This window comes from Streptomyces sp. NPDC029836, from assembly GCF_055574495.1.
Window position 1 is genome coordinate 129429 of the sequence record NZ_JBVHZI010000005.1, and the last position, 22863, is coordinate 152291.

A 22863-nucleotide genomic window follows, 5' to 3' on the forward strand; every position below is an offset into this window, starting at 1 on the left:
TCGTCCGCTCGTCGTCCGTGGCGTCGCGACGCCACGGACCGGTCCACCGTGAAGGCTGCACGGGAGCACTCGACCGCGGTGGCCGTCTTCGGGACCGGAGAGGACCGCGTCGAGATCCGCCGCACCGACGCCGAGACCGGGAGCTGACGCACCATGAGCGAGGACCTGTGGCCCCCGCACGCCCTGGATGATCCGGAATCTCCGGCTCCGCAGCCCTCCGAACCCTCCGGGGACGGCGGCGTGACCGTGACCGTGATCATCCCGATCCGCGACGAGTCCGCCCACGTCGCCGAACTACTGGCCCGGCTCACCGCCGCCCTCCCCGCCCACCCGCCCCACGCGGTGCTGTTCGTCGCCGACTCCACCGACGACACCGCCGACACCGACGATTCCACCGACCGCACCGTCGCCGCCATCGAGAAGGCCGCCGCCGACTGCCCCTTCCCCGTCACCGTCCTGCGCCGCACGAGCCCGGACGGCGGGCTCGGCGGCGCCGTCGTCGCCGGGATCGGACGGGCCGCCTCCGACTGGATCGTCGTCATGGACGCCGACCTCCGGCACCCCCCGCACCTGGTTCCCGAACTCGTCGGTGCGGGCGAACGCACGGGCGCCGACCTCGTCGTCGCCGCCCGCCGGCTACCCGGCGGCGGCCGCGCCGGCGGCTACCGCGTCGCCGTCTCCCGGGGCGCCGGCCTGCTGGCCAAGGGCCTCTTCCCGCGCGCCCTGCGCGGCATCGGCGACCCCAGGAGCGGCTTCTTCGCGCTGCGCCGCACCGCCGTCACCGCCGCCGCCCCGTGCCCGCTCGGCCCCGGCGTCCTGCTGGAACTCGCCGTCCGCTGTCGCCCCGCGCGCCCCGCCGAGGTGCCGTTCGTATGCGAGGGCCGGTACGCGGGGGAGTCCAAGTCCGCCGTCCGCGAAGGCCTGCGCTTCCTCGCGCACCTGGCCGCCCTGCGCTCGGCGGCCCCCCTCGCCCGGATGATCGGCTTCGGCCTCATCGGACTCTCCGGGTTCGTCCCCAACCTGCTCGCTCTGTGGCTGCTGACCCACGCCGGCACGCACTACCTACCGGCCGAGATCATCGCCAACCAGGCCGGAGTCCTGTGGAACTTCGTCCTCATCGAGCAACTCCTCTTCCGCGACCGTCGGCACCGCCACTGGGCGGACCGGCTGGGCCGGTTCGCCCTCCTCGCCAACGCCGACCTGCTGCTGCGCATCCCGCTGATCGCGCTCTTCGTCGCCAAGCTCGGCCTGGAGGCCCTGCCGGCCACCGCGCTCGCCCTCGCCACCACCTTTGTCCTGCGCTTCGTCGCGACCGAGGCGCTCGTGTACCTGCCGCGCGGCCCCCGCGCGGCGCCCGCCACCAGGAGCTGAGCCGCAACGAGGGGACACCCCGCCCGCCGCACCCGTACGGAGCGACGGGGGCCCGGCCGCGTCACCGCGACCGGGTCCCCGTACGCGCCGCGCGTCAGTGCTGGTACGCCGCCATCGAGATGCCGACGTAGTGGGCGACGAAGGCGGCCAGGGTCAGGGAGTGGAAGACCTCGTGGAAGCCGAAGAAGCGGGGGGAGGGGTTGGGGCGCTTCATGCCGTAGATGACGCCGCCCACGCTGTAGAGCAGTCCGCCGACGATCACCAGGACGAGGACGGCGATCCCGCCGGTCCGCATGAAGTCCGGCAGGAAGAAGACCGCGGCCCAGCCCATCGCGATGTAGCAGGGGGTGTAGAGCCAGCGCGGGGCGCCGACCCAGAAGACGCGGAAGGCTATGCCGGCCGCCGCCGCGATCCACACCGCCCACAGCAGGGTCCGCCCGGTGGACGGCGGCAGCAGCAGGACGGTCAGCGGGGTGTAGGTGCCCGCGATGATCAGGAAGATGTTGGCGTGGTCGAGCCGGCGCAGGATGGCCTCGCCGCGCGGGCCCCACGTACCGCGGTGGTAGACGGCGCTGACGCCGAACAGCAGGCAGGCCGTGAGGATGTACACCCCGCAGGCCACCCGGGCCTCGGTCGTGTCGGTGAAGGTCATCAGCACCAGGCCCGCGACGATCACCGCGGGGAACATGCCCAGGTGCAGCCAACCGCGCAGCAGCGGCTTGGCCTCCAGGACGGACTCGACCGCTTCCATGGCCTCGACCACCGGGGAGGCGTCGACTACCGGGGAGGCCTCGGCGGCCGGGGAGGGCTCGGCGGCCGCGGCGGCGGCGTCAGAATTCATGGCGAACATGCTACCTACGGGTCCGTAGGTTCCCGGTAGCCGTCTTCCCGCGATCCTCGGACGTACGTCTTTACGGAAGATTGACGGGAGTGGCCATGCTCACGTGAGAGGCCCCCTGGACATATGCGCACATCCACCGGATGATCAGATGAGTGCGGTCGGCACCGGATGAGCGGAGCGCGAAGCGTCCGGGTCGCAGCCCCCACGGGGCAAACACCAAACAAACCCCTCAACAAGGAGCAATCGTGGCGCGCGACAACGCGGCTCCCACTTCCGTCCCGACGAACGTCCCCACCCGGCACGAGGCGCTGATCTCGTGGGTGGAGGAGATCGCCGCCCTCACCCAGCCGGACCGCGTCGTCTGGTGCGACGGCTCCGAGGCCGAGTACGAGCGCCTGTGCGAGGAGCTCGTCGCCCAGGGCACGTTCAAGAAGCTCGACGAGACCAAGCGCCCGAACTCGTACTACGCCGCCTCCGACCCCTCCGACGTCGCGCGCGTCGAGGACCGGACCTTCATCTGCTCCGAGAAGGAGGAGGACGCGGGCCCGACCAACCACTGGAAGGCCCCCGCCGAGATGAAGGAACTCTTCATCGGCGCGGAGGACGGCCAGGGCGAGCAGGGCATCTTCCGCGGCTCCATGAAGGGCCGCACGATGTACGTCGTCCCCTTCTGCATGGGCCCCCTCGGCTCCGAGCTCTCCGCGATCGGCGTCGAGATCACCGACTCCGCCTACGTCGCCGTCGCCATGCGCACCATGACCCGCATGGGCAAGGCCGTCCTCGACGAGCTCGGCACCGACGGGTTCTTCGTCAAGGCCGTCCACACCCTCGGCGCTCCGCTCGCCGAGGGCCAGGCGGACGTGCCGTGGCCCTGCAACACCACCAAGTACATCTCGCACTTCCCCGAGACCCGCGAGATCTGGTCCTACGGTTCCGGCTACGGCGGCAACGCCCTGCTCGGCAAGAAGTGCTACGCCCTGCGCATCGCGTCCGTCATGGCCCGCGACGAGGGCTGGCTCGCCGAACACATGCTGATCCTCAAGCTCACCCCGCCGCAGGGCGAGTCGGCCGGCGCGAAGTACATCGCCGCCGCCTTCCCCTCCGCCTGCGGCAAGACGAACCTCGCCATGCTGGAGCCCACGATCCCCGGCTGGACCGTCGAGACCGTCGGTGACGACATCGCCTGGATGCGCTTCGGCGAGGACGGTCGGCTCTACGCGATCAACCCCGAGGCCGGCTTCTTCGGTGTCGCCCCCGGCACCGGCGAGCACACCAACGCCAACGCCATGAAGACGATGTACGCCAACACCGTCTTCACCAACGTCGCGCTCACCCCGGACGGCTCCGACGTCTGGTGGGAGGGCATGACGGAGGAGGCCCCGGCCGAGCTCATCGACTGGAAGGGCAACCGCTGGACCCCGGAGTCCGACACCCCGGCGGCCCACCCCAACGCCCGCTTCGCCGTCCCCGCCTCGCAGTGCCCGACGATCGCCCCCGAGTGGGAGGACCCCAAGGGCGTCCCGATCTCCGCGATCCTCTTCGGCGGTCGCCGCGCCTCCGCCGTCCCGCTGGTCACCGAGTCCTTCGACTGGAACCACGGCGTCTTCATCGGCTCGAACATCGCCTCCGAGAAGACCGCCGCCGCCGAGGGCAAGGTCGGCGAACTGCGCCGCGACCCCTTCGCCATGCTGCCGTTCTGCGGCTACAACATGGGCGACTACATGGGCCACTGGGTCGACGTCGCCAAGGGCAAGGACCAGTCCAAGCTCCCGAAGATCTACTACGTGAACTGGTTCCGCAAGAACGACGCGGGCAAGTTCGTGTGGCCCGGCTTCGGCGAGAACAGCCGCGTCCTGAAGTGGATCGTCGGCCGCCTCGACGGCACCGCCGACGGCGTCGAGACCCCGATCGGCGTCCTGCCGACCGTGGCCTCCCTCGACACCGACGGCCTCGACCTGCCCGCCGCCGACCTGGAGTTCCTCCTCACGGTCGACAAGGACATCTGGCGCGACGAGGCCGCACTGGTCCCCGAGCACCTGAACACCTACGGCGACCACACCCCCAAGGAACTGTGGGACCAGTACCACGCGCTCGTCGAGCGCCTGGGCTGACCACCCCGCCCCGCCACCGCCGGGGCCCAAGACGTGGGAGCCCCCGACCAAGCGGTTCCCACCGCTGCACACCGACCTGCCTGGTCTGTCAGGAGCGTCCGCGCTCTTCCAGATAGGTCGTGTGCGTCTGCTGACGGCGGGCCTCTGCTTCGCGGAGGTCCGCCGTCAGGCGTTCCGCCTCGTCGAACAGCACCGACAGCTGCCGCTCCAGGTGCCGCTCCGGCGGCTCCCCGCCCGCCGCCAGCCGGGTCCACCACCGGGTCCGGTGGTAGGTGTCCACGCACTCCGGGACGTCCGTGCGGATCGCCCGCGACAGCGCGTGCACCGCCTCCGGATCCACCGCCAGCACTTCGGTGACCCAGCCCGGCGCGAGCAGCGCCGCGTACAGCTCCGTCAGCTCGGACAGCCTCCCCCCGGCCGAGGCCGGCAGCTCCACCTCCGCCAAGTACTCTCGCAGCCGGCCGAAGTCCGCCCGAAGTACGCCCAGTTGCTCCGCCGGGTCCGGGACCGCCGGCAGCGGCACCCGCTCCGGCGGGGCGATCAGCGCGCCCGCCCCGTACAGCCCGGCGACCACCACCGGCCAGTACGGGCCTGCGACCCCGACCAGGGCGAGCACCACCCCGAGCACCCCGCAGGCCGAGCCGGCCAGGTTCTTCCTCGACTCCAGATAGCCGAGCGCCCTACTGGTAGCCACGGATCTCCTCGAAGGCTCCGTCGAGCGAGCCGTTGCCGTCGGTCGCGTCGAACAGTCGCCCGCCGGTCAGCTCCGTGATGTGGGTCAGTTCCTTGCGGTCCGAGTCGCCGAACAAGACCGCGAAGACCGGCGTGTGCTTGCGGCCTTCCGGAAGACCGGCGTAGAAGGAGTCGAAATCCTGCACCTTGTCACCGCTCTGCCCGTCCGTCATCAGGACGATCGAGGTGAACGCGTCGGCGTTCCCCTGCCCCAGGTGCTGGTACGCGGCCTTCAGACTGCCGTACACGGCCGTGCCCCCCTCCGGCCGGAGGGACGCCACGTCCCCGCGGATCGCGTCCAGGGAGGCCCCCGGACTCCCGGGCTCGACGACGTGCGTCAACACCTTCTTCACCTTGTCACCGAAAGGCAGCAGCGTCACCTCCTCGCGGTCCCGGAATCTGTGACCCGGCCCCGAACTCCCCGTCCCCGTCAGCTCGGTGAGCGCCGCCTTCAACCGCCCGATCCGGTCCTCCTCCGCCATCGACCCCGAGGTGTCGAGCACGTACACCGTCCGCGACGGCCGCCGCAGCTCGTTCTCGTACGAGGCCAGCAGCCCGTCCGCGACCGCCCGCGAACCGGGGAACGGCAACTCCCGCCGCACCGCGGGGTCCAGACCCGCCGCCGGAGCCACCCCGGCCGCCACCGGCCGCCGCAACGTCCCCGACGTGATCGCCCGCTGCGCGTCGGCGCCCCGCAGGTACTCCGTCAGCGCCCGCCCGGACTCCCGCGCCCCCGCCGGCGCGGAGGTCAGCAGCGTCAGCGGATAGTGCGCCGTGACCACGCCGTCCTTCGGCCGGATCACCGTCAGCGGCTGCTCGGCCCGGTCGTTCATCGACAGCAGCACCGACTCGTAGTTCACCAGCGCGTCCACGTCGTCGCGCTTCGCGTACGCCGTCACCAGCCAGCCCGAGGAACCCGACGTCAGCTTCTGCCCGTTGAAGAACCCCTTCAGCCTCGGCTGCGCCGCGCGCACGTCCTGCTCGGTCAGCGCCGCCTGCGCCCCCGACAGCCCGGAAGCCACCGAGACCAGCGCCGAGAAGCCCGAGTTGGAGCGCACCGGGTCCGTCATCCCGTACGTCAGCTTCCCGGCGGCCACGGCCTCCTCGACCGCCGACCAGGTCACCTCCTCCGGCTTCCACCCCAGCCGGGCCAGGGCCTGCGGCTTCACCCCGATCGCCACCGGCGAGGACATCACCGGTGTCTCGTTGGCGAGCTTCGCGGACGCCTCCGGCCGCAGCCGCAGGTAGTCGTTGGAGGACAGCCAGATCGCGTCGTAGCGCCCGTCGGCCTTCCCCGAAGCGACCTGCTCGACCGCGTCCAGGGTCCCCGACCAGGTGAAGTCCACCGACACCCCGGTCGCCGCCTTCGCCGCCTTCAGGACCGGCTCCATGTCGCTCAGCTCGCTGGAGGCCAACACCCGCAGCCGGCCCTCCTCGTACGCCGTCGGCTTCGACTCCCCGGAACCGCCGGGGCCGCCGGAGGAGTCGTCCGAGGTGCACGCCGAAGCCCCCAGCAGCGTCGCGGCGAGCGCGACCGCCACCGCCAGCCGTCCGCGAGGTCGTCCCGTACGCCCGTTCACCGGTCCCCGCCTTCCAGCGCGCTCGTCGTACGGGTGCGGGCCAGGTACGCGGACGCCGACCGCAACTCCCCGGTCAGGGACTCCACCGTCGCCGCCATGTTCTCCGTGGCCCGCACCTTGAAGGAGTCGATGGTGTCGAGGGTCTTGTAGATCTGCGCGAAGGCCGTCCGCAGCGTCTCCGCCCCGACCGCGGGATCGGCGGCGATCCGCTGGATCTCCCCGCTCCGCGTCGCCAGCATGTCCGCGTTGCCGCGGATCAGGTCCTCGGTCGTCCCGCGCAAGGCGTTGACCTGCTCGGTCACCCGACGCTGGCTGTCCAGGGCCGAGGCCAGCATCACGGCGATCCGCAGCGCCGAGACCGTCGTCGTCGCGGCCCGGTCGACACCCTTGATCAGCTCGTCGTTGTTGCGCCGCACCACGTCCATCGCCAGGTAGCCCTGCGCGCACACGGCGAGCTGCGTCAACAGGTCCTGGTGCTTCTGCCGCACGGGGAACAGCACGTCCGCCCGCAGCACGTCCGCCGCCTGCGGATCGGTGTGCCCGGCCTCGGCGATCCGCTGCTCGACGGCCGCGTCCAGGGCCTCGGTGAGGACGGCGTACTCCTGGAGCTTGCCCATCGTCTCCCAGAGCCGGGCCCGCTCCGTGTGCAGGGCCGCGTTGTCGCGGCGCAGCTCGTCCTGACCGCCGCGCAGCGCGCCGACGATCCGGTTGAGGAAGGTCTGCGAGGAGGCGTACCGGGCCACGTGGTCGCGCAGCTTGTTGCCGCCCGGCAACTTGGCGAGCAGCCGGCGGGCCCCCTTGAGGGGCGCGTCCCGCGGACCGAGGTCCTCCACGGTGCGGCGCAGCTCGACGAGCGAGGAGGCGACGCGGGCCTGGGCGTCGCCCTCGCCGTCCCGGCCGAGCGAGCGCACGGCCCGCTCCAGCATCCGGTTCGACTGCTGGGCGGCGCTGCGGACGTCGGCGGAACCGAGCCCGGCGATCTCGCCGATCCGCCCCGCGAACTCGGGGGAGCGGGCGTCGATCGCGGCGAGCGAGTCGACGTACTCCGAGGCCCGGCGGGCCATCTCCTCGCGCACCCCGTCCCGCACCGGGACGAGGCCGGTCGCCTGCTCCCGGCGGACGGGGGCGACGGGCTCGGGTGCGGTGAGGACGAGCGGCGCTTCGTCGCCGCCGGAGGGTGGTGTCGGTGTCACGGTGTGTCCCCCTGTCCCTTGGCACGGGCGGCCAGCGCCATCAGGACCTCGACGGTCGGTGCGCCGACCTGCCGGATGCCGGTCAGCCCCGGGTTGAGGTGGCCGGAGTGCGGCGCGGTCGCGGCGGTGAACTCGGCGACGCCCTCCTGCGGGCGGAACCCGTGGCGCACGGCCAGCTCGCGCAGCTTCGGGTCGTCGACCAGGAGCGCCCCGAGGTCCTTGGCCGCCTCGGTGATCGGTACGAAGGTGTGCGGGGAGTTGACGGTGGTGTCCGGGTAGAGGACGACCATGTCGGCGGCGTTGCCCACGGCCTGCTTCTGCAGCATGAGCGAGGCGACCTGGGACTCGTACGCCAGGATCAGCGGCTCCCCGCTGCCACTGATGAACGCCCGGAACGGGTCGTCGGTGCTCTGCTCCAGGGCGCCCTGCACGGAGATCAACTTCCGCATCAGCGGGGCGGTCCGGGCGATGCCCGCGTCGTCGGCGACGACGGTGTTGCCGTTGGCCACGTTGGAGGCGGCGGCGATGAACAGCGCGCCCGAGTTCGAGGTGGCCGGGTCGGTGGTCCTGATGAACACCGTCCCGGTCAGCTCGGCGTGGGCGGCGGACCCGGACAACTGCTGCCAGCTCCGGTCCTCGCCGGCGGCCTTCAGGTAGGGGCCCATCAGGAGGGTGCCGGAGTTCTTCCCGGTCATCCGCGCCAGCCCGTTGTCGGACAGCACCCTGGCGACGTTGGCGCGGGCGATGACGACGAGCGGGGAGAAGAACGGCTTGCTGGTCTGCGCGCCCTTGACGCCGGCCGCCGCCTCGATCCCCTGTGCGGGTTCACTGCTGCCGGGGAAGGCGAAGTCGAATTCCTTGAGGGCCAGTTGGTCCATGGCCCAGGAGCCCGAGGTCTCGGTCTTCACGGTGTAGCCCTTGTCGGCAAGGGCCTTGACGACGTCCGGATCGCGGAAGAAGTCGGACTTCTCGGATCCGATGACGCCACGCACGGTCTTCGTTGCCGTGCCCTCTGCTGTGCGGCCCCCGATGGCGATGACGGCGATCACGCCGCCGATCAGGAGGACCGCCAGAGCGATTCCCAGGATGCGTCTCACGGGTGCAGCGTGCTCGCGGAAACCCACGTTCCGCGCCGCGTTGAGTGAACGTCAGGTGTCCAGGCGGTCCCACTTCGAAATGCTGTGTGGGCCCGTGGGTGCTGGTGGGCGGGGCGGCCGGCCGGGAGGATCGTTCCATGGGCGTGACGGCATTGAAGTGGCAGGGATGGCTCGTCGGCCTGGTGGGGCTGGCCGGACTGCTGGTGTTCGCCCCGCTGGGGCTCTACGTGTGGGCCAGCGGCGGGGACCGCCCCGCCGCGCCCCCGCCGGGCCCGGCGGCCCAGGACGTACGGGTCACCGGGTGCCGCGTCGATCCGGCGAGCCGGCGCGTGGTGGGCGTGGTCGAGGTGACGGCCCGCCGGGACGCCGGCGCGGGCGGCTACGTCGTCACGGTCGAGTTCCGCGACCGGGAGGAGCCCGGCGGCCGCGCGGCCCAGGCCCTGGTCAAGATCCCCGGCGTCGCCCCGGGCGCGACGGAGAGCGGCGAAGCCCTCGGCCCGGTCTGGCCCCCGGCCACGACCCCCTGGTGCGGCGTGGCCTCGACGCAACCCATCCCCCCGCCGACCCCGCTGCCCCCGATCCCGGGCGGGTAGCGGCGCGGGGGAGCGGGGCTTCGTTCGTGGCACCCGGTCCGGGGCCCCGCTAGGTCCTTTCGGATCCTGCCCGACCCGCGTCGTCCTCCGTGGTGGGGGCTCTGCCCGGAACCCGCGCGCACCCGGGCCCTGCGGCGGCTTGGGACATATTCCGCCTCCCGTTCGACTCCTGCCGCTGCCGAGGCCGCAAGATCATCGGTATGGACAGCCAGACCTTGCACATCGACATCCGGGCCCTGACCGACCGCGCCAAGGTCACCGACCTGTTCGACCGCTACCTGCGTTCCCTCGACGAACGGAAGTTCGACGGGGCGTGGGCCGAATCGTTGTTCACCGAGGACGCGAGCACCGAGACCCCCGCGGGACTCGTGCGCGGGCGGGACGCCGTCCTTGAGAACGTGCGCACCGCGATGCGCCTCTTCGACCGGACCGTGCACTTCGGGACCAACTACGTCATCGAGGTGGACGCCGACCGAGCGACCCTGCGCGGGAACCAGCTCAGTACCCATGTGCTCGCCGGTGACGGCGGCCTGTTCCTCTCCGGTGGCCGCACGGACAACGAGCTGGTGCGGACCTCCGCCGGCTGGCGCCTTCACCGCGCCGACCTGCGCATCACCTGGACGCAGGGGAATCCACCGGCCCTGCCGCCCGGGCTCACCGGGGCCTGAGAACGGGCGACGGGCGCGGAAGGGCCCGTCGTCTCCTCCGGCACGGCCGGAGCAGACGACGGGCCCCACGTACGCGCTGCGCCTAGGAGGCGCCCGCCGCCGAGGCGAGACCGGTGGCGGTCCAGCGCTGTGCGTTGCTCTGGTTGCAGTCCCAGAGCTGGAGCGGGGTTCCGTTGACGGTACGGGCCTGCGTCACGTCAAGGCAGCGCCCGGACACCGGGTTGTAGAACCAGCCGGTGGCGGTGAGCAGCCATTGCTGGTTCCACGCGCCGGTCGAGCAGGGCCACAAAATGACGGGCGCGCCGTTGGCGCCGACCCCGCCCATGATGTCCAGGCACTTGCCGGAGATGCGCAGCTCACCCGCGGCGGTGACGTCGAACTTCTGGGCGCCGCCGCCGTTGGACTTGTTGCAGTCCCACAGCTGGATCTTGTTGCCGTCGGTGTCCCCGCCGAGTTCGTTGTCCGCGCACTTGGACTCGCTGAGCGCCGAGACCAGGAGGGTACCGACGGCTGTGGGGACGGTGGAGTGGTGGTGGACGGCCAGTCCGCTCAGCCGGGCCGTGCCGTAGGAGGTCGGCAGGCCCTGGTACTTGTAACGGCCCAGAACGAGGGGTCCGGTGGCCTTCCAGGCGTTGACCTTGGCATGGTGGCCCGTCCCGGCGAGGGTGCCGTTGACGTAGAGCGCGATCAGGCCGGTCTGCTCGTCGAAGGTGGCGGTGAGCTGGGTCCAGACGCCTGTCTGGACCCGGGCCGAGCCGTTCATGACGAGGGTCTGGTCGTAGTCCCAGTTGTCGTCGTCCTTCTTCGACATGGCGAAGCGCCAGGTGCCGTCCTGATCGTGCCAGAGCATGAAGCCACTGGCCCGGAGGCCGTCCTGACCGAGGAGCACTCCCGGCTTATCGGACTTGGCCCAGGTGGAAACGGTGAAACTGCGGGTCGTGTCCACGACCGGGCCGGTGGTGGCCGCGGTGCCGGAGACGCCGTCGAGGGCGAGGACCTTCGTCGCCGTGCCGGCGACGGTGTCGTTCGCCCAGGTGGCGCCGGCCGCGCCGAGGGTCGCCGGGTGACGGCCGCGCACGTCGCCGGCGGTGGTGCCGGTGGTCTCGTTCAGCTTCCACTGGGAGGCGGGGACGCGGGCGTCGCCCATCGTGTGACCGCTGCCGAAGCCGGTGACCTTGCCCGCGACGGCGACGCCGTTCCAGGTGACCAGCCGCTGCCGGTGGTCGAGGGCCCACAGGTCCGGCGTGCCGTCGGCGCTGGTGTCGCCCGACGAGCTCAGGACCGGGTGGGAGACGGCTCCGACGCCCTGACCGATCCGGGTGCGCTTGGAGTGGTCGCCGAGGGCGGCCGGGTTCCCGGCAACGTTGGCGTACTGGTAGAGGTCGCCGGTGCCGTTGTCCCGGGCCCACAGGTCGGGAAGGCCGTCGCCGGTCGCGTCGCCCGGTGCGATGAGGGTGAGGTTCTCCCAGCCGGAGGTGCTGAGCACGAGTACGACCGGATCGCGCAGCGTGCCGGTCGCGCCGGTGCCCTGGAGCAGCACCAGCGAGCTCTTGGAGCCGTCGTTCTCCACGGTGATCAGGTCGTTGCGCGGGTCGAGGCCCGGCTCGGGCAGGGCGTCGCCGACCGCGACGATCTGCTTGACGCGGGTCCAGTTCTCCACGTACGCGGTGCCGCAGGGTCCGCCCGTCGCGGCGACGGTGCAGTCCTCGGTGTAGGGCCGCTGGACGGTCAGTGCCTTAGCGGCGTTGTAGTAGAGGCCGCCGTTCGCGGCGAGACCACCCTGGGTGAGGGAGTTGCGGTAGAGCTTGAGCTGTCCATCGCGGTGGACCCACAGGTCGTCGATGCGGATGCCGTTGCCGCCGCGATGTGTGGTCAGCGTGCCGTTGCCCCAGCCCTTGCCGCCGGGGCTGTTCGCCACATCGGAGGCGATGACACCGCCGGCCGCCGGGTCGACGGCGGTCGGGTAGACGATCAGGTCGCCGTTCTGGGCGGGCGCTACGAAGTCGACGCGCTCGTCACCGGTGATGTCGCCGAGGGTGGTCTTGGCGTTCGGGTTGTCCGGCACGTAGAAGGCGTACGTCTGCTGCTGAGAGCGGTTGCCCGCCCGGTCGACGGCCTGCACGCGCAGGATGTTGGTGCCCCAGGTGGTGGGGGTCAGCGGGATCGCGGCGCCGCCGTCGGCCCCCGCGTCGACGCGGTTCGCGCCGCCCACCGGGATCGCCGAGTTGAAGGCCCACTCATAGTGGAGGACACCGCTGAGCGGGTCGTCGGACTTCACTCGGAAGGTGCCGCCCTGCCCGATGTGCCGTGCCGATCCGGGCAGCGTGCCCGACGGCGGGTACTCGGACGAGGTGACGACGGGTGCGGACGGGGCCTGGGTGTCGACGCTGAACGTGCATCCGGTCGCCCAGGCCGAGGTCATTTCGCCGTCACCTCCCTGGGCGCGCCAGGAGTAGGTGTGCCCGTCCGAGAGGTTCGTGGGTTGCGTGGACACCCAATGGGTGCTGTTGCCCGCGCCGATCCAGCCACTGCTGTACGCGATCTCGCCGTTGGCGGTGTCCACCACCTGGAAGATCGCATCGTTGCCCTGGTCCTGCGGGTCGCCGATCCAGGCACCGATGCTCAGCCCGGCGTAGTTCGTGGCGCCGACCCAGCCGCAACCGTTCCCGTTCGCGTTCTGCGGGGCGGGGAAGGTGCCCAGGTCCCACGGGGTGTACGGGGGCTGGTTGTACTCGATGTACAGGAACGGCAGGTTGTTGCGGTCACGGGTGAACCGCTTGAAGGAGTTGTTGCTCGTGGACTTCGACTCGTTCGACGCGAAGAGGCCGTAGGTGACGCTGCCGCGCCAGGAGTTGCCGGCCAGGTGGTCGCGCACGTCCCACTCGCCGCGGGTGGTGGAGCCCGTGCAGCCGGGGCCGCCCGCGCTGTTCAGGGCGGTGGTCCGCAGGACCTCCCAGTCGCGGGGTTGGGTGTTCCAGGTGATGTTGGACAGCAGTGGTTCGGTGGAGTGCAGGTCCACGTTGTACGTCTTGCTGCAGGAGGCGTCCGCGGCGTACGACTGGGTCGCGAAGAACGAGGCCTTCCTGATGGTCAGGTTCTGCAGGTTGCTCGTGTCGAGCTGGACGTAGTACCGCTCCAGGCCCGTCCTGCTGCGCCAGCGCTGGTAGCCGACGCCCGGGTCGAACTCGTTGCCGTAGTCGTCGTAGTTGACCGTGCCGCTGTACGCCTCCTGGACCCACGCCCAGTGCTGGGTGCCGCGGTTGGTGGGCTGCCACGCCGGGTCGATGAACACCGGATAGGCGGTGCCGGAGTCGGTCAGGAAGGACCGGTCGGGCGTCAGTGCCACCGAATCCTCGCCGAGGTCGGCCCGGATCCGGGCCACCTTCGCGTGTGTGCCCGGGCCGTCGCTGTCGGAGGTGGGCTTGGCCGCCTCCTCGTTGTGGGAGGCGGGAGAGGGCGGCGCGGCGGCCCTGGCCGACTCGGAGAACGCGCCGGCCTTGGCGGGCTTCGCCAGCGGCGCCTTCGCGGCCGAGCCGGAGTCCCACATCGTGGGGGAAGGGGCCTGGAAGACGGTGCGGCCCGAAGCGTCGACGGCCTTCAGGTTGGCGTTGCCGTCGGCGGAGACAGTGACGCCTTGGCCCTTGAGGCCCATGGTCAGCTTCGCGAGCTTCGGGTGCGCGGCGGCCTCGGCCGACTTCACCACCAGGATCTGTGAGATGCCGCCGCCTTGGTCGGCGGTCACCTTCAGGTCAGTGCCCGGGACCACCTCGCGGTAGAGGGCGCTGTCACCCTCCAGTACCGGGGTGGGCAGGGGCTCCGGCCAGGTCAGCGAAAGCTGTTTCCCGTCCTGCTCCAGTGTGGCGAGTGGCTGCGTGCCACCGTCGGACAGGGTCAGGCCGCTGACCGTGGCCTTCGGACGGAGCGTTCCGTTGGCGTTCCTGACGAGCGTGGCGTCCAGGTCCGCCCAGCTGCCGTGGAGCCTGGTGCGTACGGGCGCGACGTTGCGGGTCAGCCCCAGCGTGCCGTTCGGGTTGGCCACCACCGTGTCGGTCTCGGTGGTGGCGGCCGGCACCGGTACCGGCTTCCCCGTTCGCTTCGCCTCCGCGAGAGCGGCGCGTTCGGCCTTCTCCCGCTCGGTGGTTGGGCGCTCGGGAGGTTGCCCGGTGCCCGTCCCCGCCGTCCCTCCGGTGTGTCCGCCGGCCCCCGTCGCGCTCGGCCTATCGGCGGCGAAGGCCGCCGGTCCCGCGCCGACCGAAGTGACGGACAACGCCAGCGCGACCAGTCCGGCGAGCGCGGCCGGCCGTCTGACCGGCGACCGTCTTTTCACTGTGCCCCCCACGGTGAACTCCCAATGGTGTTGTGGCTGCATCTGGCGCGAACGCTAACAGCCGATCCGGACCACCAAAGGGAATCTGTCATTCGGAGTTAATGGTTCCCGTGGAGTTTCTTCCTGAATCGGGATCAACTCAACAAGCGAAATCCGGCCATGGCTCAACGGACTCGTTCTTTTTCGGCCTTGTTATTCGCCATTGAGGGCGTGCTGCAAACGGCTTGTCCGGATTTCTTCGGTCTTTTGGTCATTCTCAACGGGCTACTCTCATGCCCCAATTGATCCACTCGGCGACCGTGGGGGGCGTGCCGTGTCGGCACCAGATGGGCCCCGGGCGATGAAGAGACGCCCGGCAACAAGAAGAACGATCGTAATTCCGCTTCTCGTTTCTCTCTCGCTGATTGCGTCGGCGGGTGCGGCGCAGGGTGCGGAGTCGAAGCCAAATGATTCTCGGCGCTGGGCGCCGGACAAGCTGAAAAATCTGGATTCCGTTTCCGGCAAGAAGGTGGAAAAGTCGGACCCGTATATTCCGCAGGGGGACGGCGCTGCCGCCTGGACCCCGAAGGACGTGTACTGGCCGCCCGCGACGCAGGCCGAGGTGGACCTCGGCGCGGTCCTCCCTGCGGCCCCGCGCGGATCGCTGTTCACCGCGCCGCCCGCCTCCGGCGCACCCGCGGCACCCGCACCGGACCCGAGCCGTGCGGGCACCGCACCCGTCTGGGTCACGCCCGCACCGGCCCCCGCGTCACTGCGCACCGGCAAAGCGGCGGTCCAGCTCACGGACCGGGCGGCCGCCGAGAAGGCGGGCGTCCAGGGGCTGCTCCTCGCCGTCCGGCCGGCCGCCGGGCCGGCGGCCGGCGACCCGGTCAAGGTCTCCGTCGACGTCTCGCACATCGCGGGCGCGTTCGGCGGCGACTGGCTTTCCCGGGCCCGCCTCGTCACCCTGCCCGAGTGTGCGCTGACCACGCCCGAGCGCGAGGAATGCCGCAAGCAGACGCCCGTCGCCACCACGAAGGACGGCGACCGTGCCGGCCTCCTGAGTACTGAGGTGGCCCTCAGGGCAGGCACACCCGCCCAGGGGCCGCGCCCCAACGGCCTCACCGCCGAGTCCGCTTCCGAGGCAGCCACCGCCGGCGGCGCGACCATCCTCGCGGCGACAGCCGCCCCCGGCGGCAGCGCCGGCACCTACGGAGCGACCAGCCTCGCCCCCTCCGGTACCTGGAGCAGCGGCGGCAACGCCGGCGGGTTCACCTGGTCCTACCCGGTCGCGGTCCCGGACGCCCTCGGCGCCGGCAAGCCCACCGTCTCGCTCTCCTACAGCTCCCAGTCGGTCGACGGCCGCACCGCCGCCACCAACAACCAGGCCTCCTGGATCGGCGAGGGTTGGGAATACTCGCCCGGCTTCGTCGAGCGCAGCTTCAAGCCCTGCTCCAAGGACGGCCAGACCGGGTCCGGCGAGGACTGCATGGCGGGCAACAACGCCACGATTTCGCTGAACGGCAAGTCCTCGACCCTCGTCCGGGGCGACGTCTCGGGCACCTGGCGCTTGGAGAACGACGACGCCTCGAAGGTCGAGCGGCTGACCGGCGCGGCCAACGGCGACAACAACGGCGAGCACTGGAAGGTCACGACCCCCGACGGAACCCAGTACTACTTCGGCGTGGGCCGCAAGCCGGGCAGTGCCACCGCCCCCGCGACCAACTCGGCGTGGACCACGCCCATCTACGGCAACAACGCGGGCGAGGAATGCCACCAGTCGACGTTCGCGGCGTCCTGGTGCCAGCAGGCATGGCGCTGGAACCTCGACTTCGTCGTCGACCCGCGCGGCGGCGTGACCACCCACTGGTACGACACCGAAACCAACCACTACAAGCGCGGCGCCTCCGATGCGGCCCCCACCGGAACGCTCACCTCGTATGTCCGCGGCGGCAACCTCACCAGGATCACCTACGGCTCAAGGCTGACCGATGCGGACACCGTCAAGCCGACCGGGCAGGTGGTCTTCGACACCGCCGAACGCTGCCTGCCCGACGCGGTATTCGACTGCGCCCCGGCCAAGCTGACCAAGGCCAACGCCGCCAAGTGGCCGGACGTGCCCTTCGACCAGCGGTGCGCCGCCACCGGCACCTGCGAGAACTACTCCGCCAGCTTCTGGACCACCAAGCGCCTCACCAGGATCACCACCCAAGTCCTGAACACCACCGGCGGCTACGACAACGTCGACTCCTACGAACTGAAACACGAGTTCCCCAATCCCCAGGACGGCACCGCGCCCGCCCTATGGCTCGCCTCCGTCACCCACACCGGCCACGACGGCGCGTCGAGCCTGGCCACCCCGCCGGTGACCTTCACCGGTCAGCTCCGCAACAACCGCGTCGACTCCAGCAGTGACAACAAGCCCGCGCTCAACCGGCGCCGGCTCACCGCCATCACCTCCGAGACCGGCCAGGTCACGGACATCGGCTACGCCGACCCGGACTGCGCCCCCGGCACCGGCCTGCCCTCCGCCCAGGACTCCAACACCACGCGCTGCTACCCCGTCTACTGGAACCCGGACGAGAAGAGCCCCAACGACCCGACGCTCGACTGGTTCCACAAGTACGTCGTCACCCGCGTCACCGAACGCGACCCGCACGGCGGCTCCCGCCCGCAGGACGTCCGCTACGAGTACGTGGGCCCCGCCGCCTGGCACCGCGACGACGACGAGCTCACCGAGGACAAACGCCGCACCTGGGGCCAGTTCCGCGGCTACGAACAGGTCATCACCCGCAGCGGAACCGCCCCCGATGCCATCTCGAAGACCGCCGTCTTCTACCTCCGCGGCATGGACGGTGACGTCAAGGCCGACGGCAGCAAGCGCACCGCCACCTTCACCGGCCTCGCCGGTAACACGGTCAAGGACGCGAACGCGCTGTCGGGGACCGTCCGCGAAACCCAGGTCTTCGCCGCCGACGGCGGCGAACCCGTCTCCGTCACCCAGGCCGAACCATGGCTCTCCGCCGCGACGGCGACCCAGGCCCGCGGCACCAAGCTCCCCCCTCTGACGGCGCGGATGCAGCGTGACGGCTCCTCCCGCGACAAGGACCTCCGCGCGGACAAGACCTGGCAGTCCACCTCCAAGACGATCTCGTACGACACCGCCTACGGCATGCCGACGACCGTCCTCGAACGCGCCGACGGACAGCCCGACACGTGCGCCGTCACCTCGTACGCGCGCAACACGGCCACCTGGATGATCGACCGCGTCTCCGAGACCGTGGAGATCCAGGGCGGTGACTGCGGCGCGCCCGCGACCGAGGCCAACACCCTCTCCCACGACCGAACCCTGTACGACAACCAGCCCCTCGGCACCCTGAACGGCCCCGGCCACACCACCAGCACCGAAGAGCTCGAACGCTTCGACGCCGGCCAACCGAAGTACGCCGTCGCCTCGGTCATGGCCTACGACGCCTATGGTCGCGTCACCAGCGCCACCGACGCCGCAGGCGCCAGGACCACCACCGCCTACGAGCCCGCGGCCCCGGCCCGCGCCACCACCGTCAAGGTGACCAACGCCAAGAACTGGACCACCACGACCACCCAGCATCCCCTGCGCGGCGTGCCGCTCAAGGTCGTCGACCAGAACGACCGCACCACCGAGGCGTCCTACGACGCCCTCGGCCGCACCACCGCGGTCTGGACACCCGGCCGCGCACGCACCGACAGTGCGAGCAAGACGTACACGTACGACCTGATCAACAACGGCACCAGCTCGGTCACGACGAAGATCCTGCGTTCCGACCAGTCCTACGCGACCTCCATCAGCATCCTCGACGCCTACGGGCAGCAGGTGCAGGTCCAGTCGTCGCCGCAGAACGGAGCGGCCACGACTCGGCTGATCGCCGACACCTTCTACGACAGCCACGGCCGCACCGTCCGCACCAACGAGCCGTACGTCAACCGGGACTCCGAGCCGAGCAAGACCCGGTTCGTCGCCAACGACAACACCGTCCCCGGCCAGAACACCACCCTCTACGACGGCCTCGGACGCACGGTCGCCAAGATCTTCTCGTCCAAAGCGCAGGAGCAGTGGCGCACCGTCACGTCCTACCCCGGCGCGGACCGCACCGACACCGTCCCGCCCCAGGGCGACAGCGCCCGCAGCGTCATCACCGACGTCCTCGGTCGCACCGTCGAACAGCGCAAGTACAAGGGCGCCGCCCCTGAAGGCGCCTTCGACACCACCCGCTACGCCTACGACACGGACGGCGAGCTGACCCGCATCACCGACCCGGCCGGCAACGCCTGGACGTACGAGTACGACCTCCAGGGCCGCCAGATCCGCTCCGTCGACCCGGACAAGGGCGCCTCGTCCGTCTCCTACGACGCGGCCGACCGGCCCGTGGCCACCGTCGACTCCCGCGGCACGAAGGTCGTCACCAGCTACGACGTCCTGGGCCGCCCCACCTCCCGCAACTTGGGCGCGGCCGACGGCACCAAGCTGGCGGCCTACGAGTACGACGCGCTCGTCCTCGGACAGCCCAGCGCCTCCACCCGGTGGGCCGACGGAAAGCCCTGGCGTTCGGAAACCACCGGCTACGACACCGGCTACCGGCCCACCGGAACAATGGTGACCGTGCCCGCCGGCGAGGGAGCCCTCACCGGCACCTACACCGCCTCCACCACCTACGACCCCATCACCGGCCTGGAGCGCCGCAACACCCTGCCCGCCGCGGGCGGCCTGCCCGCCGAGCGGCTCAACACCGGCCGCAACGTCAACGGGCTGCCGGTCTCCTACGGCTCGGACAACACCGCCTACGTCAACTTCACCGACTACGACGAACTGGGCCGGGTACAGCGCACCACCTTCGGCGACGACCCCAAGCTGGCCGCCTTCACCAACGTCCACGACCCGGCGACCGGCCGCCTGCTGAGCACAGTCCTCGACAAGCAGGACACGGGCACCGAGGTCGACGTCACCGACTACACCTACAACCCGGCCGGCGACATCACCTCCGTCACCAGCACCCAGGGCGCCGCCCGCGACACCCAGTGCTTCAGCTACGACCACCTGCGCCGGCTGACCGAAGCCTGGACCGACACGGGAACCACGACCACCCGGCCCGGCCCGTCCGTGCCCGGCGTCGGCACCTGCGCCAACACCACGCCCCAGCCCGGCAGGGTCGGCGGTCCGGCGCCCTACCGGCAGTCCTTCACCTACGACGTGACCGGCAACCGCGTCTCCTCCACCGACCACGACCCGGCGGGCGACAGCGCCAAGACGGTCACCACCACCCACACCTACCCGACGCCCGGATCCCCGCGGCCGCACGCCCCGACCTCCAGCACCACCACGAAGGGGACCGGCCCCGGAGCCACCACCCAACGGAACTACGACGCCGCGGGCAACACCCTCACCCGGACCGACGCCGCGGGAGGCGCCCAGACCCTCACCTGGAACGCCGAGGGGGACCTGGCCTCGGTGACCTCCCCGACGGGCACCTCCACCTACCTGTATGACGCGGACGGCACCCGCCTCCTGCGCAAGGACCCGGGCAAGACCACCCTCTACCTCGGCTCCACCGAGCTGACCCTGAGCACCGGGCCCAACACCGTCTCCGGAACTCGCTACTACGCGACCCCCGGCGGCACCACCATCGTCCGCACATCGGCCGGCAGCATCTCGTACGTCGCCGCCGACCACCACAACACCGGTACCACCGCCGTGGACGCCGCCACCCTCCAGGTCCAGCGCCGCGCCACCAAGCCCTTCGGCGAGGAGCGCGGAGCGGCCCCGACCGCCTGGCCCGGAGAGCGCGGATTCGTCGGCGGCACCCAGGACCGGGCCACGGGCCTCACCCACCTCGGAGCGCGCGAGTACGACCCCGTACTCGGGCGCTTCCTCTCGGTGGACCCGCTGATGACGGTCGACGACCCGCGCCAGCACAACGGCTACCAGTACGGCAACAACAGCCCGCTGACGGAATCGGACCCGACGGGCGAAGCCCTCGAAGAATGCCGCAGCGGGATGTACACCTGCACCAACGGCGGTACCAAGCCCACCGGGTACGGCACCAACTACGAACGGGAGGTCTCCAGGAGCGGCGGCACGCCGGCACCCGAATACGTCAGGCAGAAGAGCCGCGCCAAGACCGCCTGCCGCCACGACCCCGACTGCAGGTCCTCCCGCAGCTACGGGTATTCATCTCAGTCGGATTCGTCCCCCAAAGCCAAGAAGGCGGCAAAGAAGCCGGAGAAAAAGGGATTCTTCGCTCACGTCGTCACCGGGGACTTCAAGGGAGCGTGGAACGTCACCGGAGGCAGTTCGGAATGGCGCAAGCACAAGGCGGTGAGTCTCGGCATCAAATTCCTGGCAGGTATGGGAACCGCGTTGTGCATCGCCTCAGCGGTGTGCGGGATGGGTCTGTTCGTCGTGGGCGCCGCCGCCCTATTCACCGTGGGGCTGGGTGCTCACATGGCCGTCGCATCGGAGGAAGAGAGGAAACGGGGCCCCTCCCAGTTCCTGTTGAAGGCGGGTGCGGACGTAGCGATCGGCAGCGCCTCCGGCGCTGTGTGGGGGCGGGGCCTGTTCTTCGCGTTCGCGAGGGGTGGAGCGAGCAAGGCGGCATGGGCGACCAAGGGGAAACACCTGCGAACGACCGGCTTCTTCGCGGGAGGCAATCCTCTGGCCCACACGGCCTCGCGCGGCCCGGCGCTCCTGCGGACCACGCGTGAAGCGCTGACCAACCGCTTCGGACGATGAAGGAGTCGGCCATGGAACGCAGGCTCTGCGGAACAACCGAGCACATCAGGCTCGACCGTCCCCCGGCCCGCGAGCCGGGCAGCCCCCGCGTCTCGTTGCTCGCCGTGCTGAGGTCCGAGTGGCTACCGCTCGCGGTCTGGGTCGCTGTCGGAGTTTTCGTCTTCGTTACCTGGCACTGGGTAGGAGCGGCGATCGTCGCGGGAGTCTTCGCCGTGCTCCTGGCCGCAGGGTTCTTCTGGAACCTGGCCAAGGGGCATGGGCCGGGGTGCTGTTTCCTCAGGTCCCTTGCCTCGGCCCTCAGGGTGACCGAGGGGTTCTGACCAGAAGCGCTGTGCCCGGATCGGTCCGCCGGTCCGACTGACGGACCGATTCTGCCAGCGTAAATTGATGACCGGATATCTGTAGGTCGGTCCGGAGTCACCGTGGTTCAATCCATGGAGACTCCGGGCCGTTCCATTTCCGCAAGAAGGTGCCTGCATGCGTCGGCATGATGAACCGGATGAAGGTAAAGAAGAGGGCCGCATGGCGGGGTGGGCTGAGGCACGACAGCCGCTTTGGAATGGGAGATGAGAATGCTCATCGAGTGGGCGATATTGTCCCTTTTGGTGCTCGCTGCGGGGATGTTGATGCGGTCGGTCATGGCCCGCCGGGCGGCCCGGCGGGTGGCGGGAACAATGGCTGGTGAGAATGTGGGCATCCCCTGCCGGGTTTCGTGGAAACAGGGGTTGGGGCGACGTGGCTTCGTGTACGGGAAGCTGACGCGGGATGCGGAGGCTGCGGTGTTCAAGCGGCCGGCTCGCCGTCCGGTGTCGTTGCCCCTGGGCGGCCGGGTGTTCAGTCGTCCCAGCCTGCGCCCCGGGATGCGATTGTTCGATTACAGGGGGCCCGGGGGTGAGGAGATCCGGCTTCAGTTCTATGAAGCCGAAGCTCGCCTCGTGCCTGATCTCCTTCGCATCCCCGACCCAGCCGACTACGCCTGACATGGCGCGGAGCGCTCGGGGTCAGGGCCGGAGGCGCATGGTGTCGGTCCTGGCGACGCGCCTCGGCCGAGACGATCTCAGGACCTTCGCCGCGACCTCGCTGTTCGAGCTGGCGGGTCTGGACAGCTTCCTGGTGAACCCGGTGCTCGCCGTGCTCTGAGCGGAGTCAGCCAAGTTCGTGGCACCCGGTCCGGAGCCTCCGCGGCCCCGGACCGGGGCCGTCAGTGGGCGCCGGCCAGGTCGACGGAGTCGAGGGCGGCGGCGTGCGCGTCCATCCGCTGGGCGGCGAGGATCGCGGCGGTGGTGTCGGCGCGGGACGCGGCGACGAGCAGGGCGCGGGCGGCGAGGTCGTGGGCCCGGCGGTGCAGCGCGAGGGCGTCCCCGGGGGCGCCGTGCGCGGCCCGGGTGGGCCGGGACCCGCGCAGGCGCGCCACCTGGTCGGCGATGCGCGTACCGCTCTCGTCCAGGCCGAGTTCGTCGGTGACGGCGAGCAGCGCGGAGAGGTGGCCGGCCAGCTGCGTGTCGAGGGCTTCGCCCCGGCTGCTGTGCGGGTAGTCGGACCGGTTGCCGCCCATGCGGTGGACGACCGGCTTCGTGCGGATCGGCTCGTACATGAGGAGGCCTC

General features: G+C 70.8%; 15 protein-coding genes. 8 read left to right on the forward strand and 7 right to left on the reverse strand.

What is annotated here, in order from left to right:
• Positions 1–153: 153 nt before the first annotated feature.
• Positions 154–1371 carry a glycosyltransferase gene (locus ACZ4XJ_RS17095; RefSeq protein ID WP_468496620.1) on the forward strand — a complete coding sequence of 406 codons (1218 nt, stop codon included), beginning with the start codon at positions 154–156 and terminating at the stop codon, positions 1369–1371.
• Positions 1372–1465: 94 nt separating this feature from the next.
• Here the strand turns inward: ACZ4XJ_RS17095 and trhA are convergent, their stop codons facing one another.
• Positions 1466–2122 carry a PAQR family membrane homeostasis protein TrhA gene (gene trhA / locus ACZ4XJ_RS17100; protein ID WP_362881428.1) on the reverse strand — a complete coding sequence of 219 codons (657 nt, stop codon included), beginning with the start codon at positions 2120–2122 and terminating at the stop codon, positions 1466–1468.
• Positions 2123–2457: 335 nt separating this feature from the next.
• On the opposite strand from trhA, the gene ACZ4XJ_RS17105 reads away from it, so the two are divergent.
• Positions 2458–4323: a phosphoenolpyruvate carboxykinase (GTP) gene (locus ACZ4XJ_RS17105; RefSeq protein WP_362881417.1), complete on the forward strand. Its 1866-nt coding sequence runs from the start codon at positions 2458–2460 to the stop codon at positions 4321–4323.
• Between the two features lie 88 nt (positions 4324–4411).
• On the opposite strand, the gene ACZ4XJ_RS17110 is transcribed toward ACZ4XJ_RS17105, so the two are convergent.
• Genes ACZ4XJ_RS17110 through ACZ4XJ_RS17125 form a run of 4 tightly spaced genes read right to left on the reverse strand, consistent with a single transcriptional unit; the run spans position 4412 to position 8925 of the window.
• Positions 4412–5017, reverse strand: a complete 606-nt coding sequence (locus ACZ4XJ_RS17110; protein ID WP_468496621.1) for a hypothetical protein — start codon at positions 5015–5017, stop codon at positions 4412–4414.
• Positions 5004–6635 (reverse strand): substrate-binding and vWA domain-containing protein, encoded by a 1632-nt coding sequence (locus ACZ4XJ_RS17115; protein WP_468496622.1) that lies wholly within the window; start codon positions 6633–6635, stop codon positions 5004–5006. Before ACZ4XJ_RS17115 ends, ACZ4XJ_RS17110 begins: the two co-directional genes overlap by 14 nt.
• Positions 6632–7828, reverse strand: a complete 1197-nt coding sequence (locus tag ACZ4XJ_RS17120; protein ID WP_468496623.1) for a toxic anion resistance protein — start codon at positions 7826–7828, stop codon at positions 6632–6634. Before ACZ4XJ_RS17120 ends, ACZ4XJ_RS17115 begins: the two co-directional genes overlap by 4 nt.
• Positions 7825–8925, reverse strand: coding sequence for a hypothetical protein (locus ACZ4XJ_RS17125; RefSeq protein ID WP_468496624.1), 1101 nt, complete (start codon positions 8923–8925; stop codon positions 7825–7827). The genes ACZ4XJ_RS17120 and ACZ4XJ_RS17125 overlap by 4 nt, the downstream gene beginning before the upstream one ends.
• Before the next feature lie 137 nt (positions 8926–9062).
• Here ACZ4XJ_RS17125 and ACZ4XJ_RS17130 point away from each other — a divergent pair, with 137 nt between their 5' ends.
• Together ACZ4XJ_RS17130 and ACZ4XJ_RS17135 are read left to right on the forward strand one after the other, a co-directional pair.
• A complete protein-coding gene (locus tag ACZ4XJ_RS17130; protein WP_468496625.1) occupies positions 9063–9518 on the forward strand; it encodes a hypothetical protein in 456 nt (151 codons plus the stop codon).
• Between the two features lie 200 nt (positions 9519–9718).
• Positions 9719–10186: a nuclear transport factor 2 family protein gene (locus tag ACZ4XJ_RS17135; RefSeq protein WP_468496626.1), complete on the forward strand. Its 468-nt coding sequence runs from the start codon at positions 9719–9721 to the stop codon at positions 10184–10186.
• 82 nt (positions 10187–10268) lie between these two features.
• Here the strand turns inward: ACZ4XJ_RS17135 and ACZ4XJ_RS17140 are convergent, their stop codons facing one another.
• Complete coding sequence (locus tag ACZ4XJ_RS17140; RefSeq protein ID WP_468496627.1) at positions 10269–14258, reverse strand: ricin-type beta-trefoil lectin domain protein; 3990 nt, start codon at positions 14256–14258, stop codon at positions 10269–10271.
• 763 nt (positions 14259–15021) lie between these two features.
• Between ACZ4XJ_RS17140 and ACZ4XJ_RS17145 the strand changes: the two genes are divergently transcribed.
• The 4 genes from ACZ4XJ_RS17145 to ACZ4XJ_RS17160 all read left to right on the forward strand — a co-directional run bounded on the left by ACZ4XJ_RS17145 (position 15022) and on the right by ACZ4XJ_RS17160 (position 22398).
• Positions 15022–21258, forward strand: coding sequence for an RHS repeat domain-containing protein (locus tag ACZ4XJ_RS17145; RefSeq protein WP_468496628.1), 6237 nt, complete (start codon positions 15022–15024; stop codon positions 21256–21258).
• Between the two features lie 11 nt (positions 21259–21269).
• Positions 21270–21578: a hypothetical protein gene (locus tag ACZ4XJ_RS17150; RefSeq protein ID WP_468496629.1), complete on the forward strand. Its 309-nt coding sequence runs from the start codon at positions 21270–21272 to the stop codon at positions 21576–21578.
• 252 nt (positions 21579–21830) lie between these two features.
• Entirely contained in the window at positions 21831–22238 is a 408-nt protein-coding gene (locus tag ACZ4XJ_RS17155; RefSeq protein WP_468496630.1) for a hypothetical protein, read from the forward strand.
• Between the two features lie 37 nt (positions 22239–22275).
• Positions 22276–22398, forward strand: coding sequence for a hypothetical protein (locus ACZ4XJ_RS17160; RefSeq protein WP_468496631.1), 123 nt, complete (start codon positions 22276–22278; stop codon positions 22396–22398).
• 61 nt (positions 22399–22459) lie between these two features.
• On the opposite strand, the gene ACZ4XJ_RS17165 is transcribed toward ACZ4XJ_RS17160, so the two are convergent.
• Positions 22460–22852 carry an SCO4983 family protein gene (locus ACZ4XJ_RS17165; protein ID WP_362881403.1) on the reverse strand — a complete coding sequence of 131 codons (393 nt, stop codon included), beginning with the start codon at positions 22850–22852 and terminating at the stop codon, positions 22460–22462.
• Between the last annotated feature and the right edge of the window lie 11 nt (positions 22853–22863).

What these genes read in the sequence shown, in the direction of transcription:
- trhA (WP_362881428.1), bottom strand. Translation starts at nt 2,122, where the DNA reads ATGGAAGCGGTCGAGTCCGTCCTGGAGGCCAAGCCGCTGCTGCGCGGT.
- ACZ4XJ_RS17095 (WP_468496620.1), top strand. Translation starts at nt 154, where the DNA reads ATGAGCGAGGACCTGTGGCCCCCGCACGCCCTGGATGATCCGGAATCT.
- ACZ4XJ_RS17155 (WP_468496630.1), top strand. Translation starts at nt 21,831, where the DNA reads ATGCTCATCGAGTGGGCGATATTGTCCCTTTTGGTGCTCGCTGCGGGG.
- ACZ4XJ_RS17135 (WP_468496626.1), top strand. Translation starts at nt 9,719, where the DNA reads ATGGACAGCCAGACCTTGCACATCGACATCCGGGCCCTGACCGACCGC.
- ACZ4XJ_RS17130 (WP_468496625.1), top strand. Translation starts at nt 9,063, where the DNA reads ATGGGCGTGACGGCATTGAAGTGGCAGGGATGGCTCGTCGGCCTGGTG.
- ACZ4XJ_RS17160 (WP_468496631.1), top strand. Translation starts at nt 22,276, where the DNA reads ATGGTGTCGGTCCTGGCGACGCGCCTCGGCCGAGACGATCTCAGGACC.
- ACZ4XJ_RS17165 (WP_362881403.1), bottom strand. Translation starts at nt 22,852, where the DNA reads ATGTACGAGCCGATCCGCACGAAGCCGGTCGTCCACCGCATGGGCGGC.
- ACZ4XJ_RS17150 (WP_468496629.1), top strand. Translation starts at nt 21,270, where the DNA reads ATGGAACGCAGGCTCTGCGGAACAACCGAGCACATCAGGCTCGACCGT.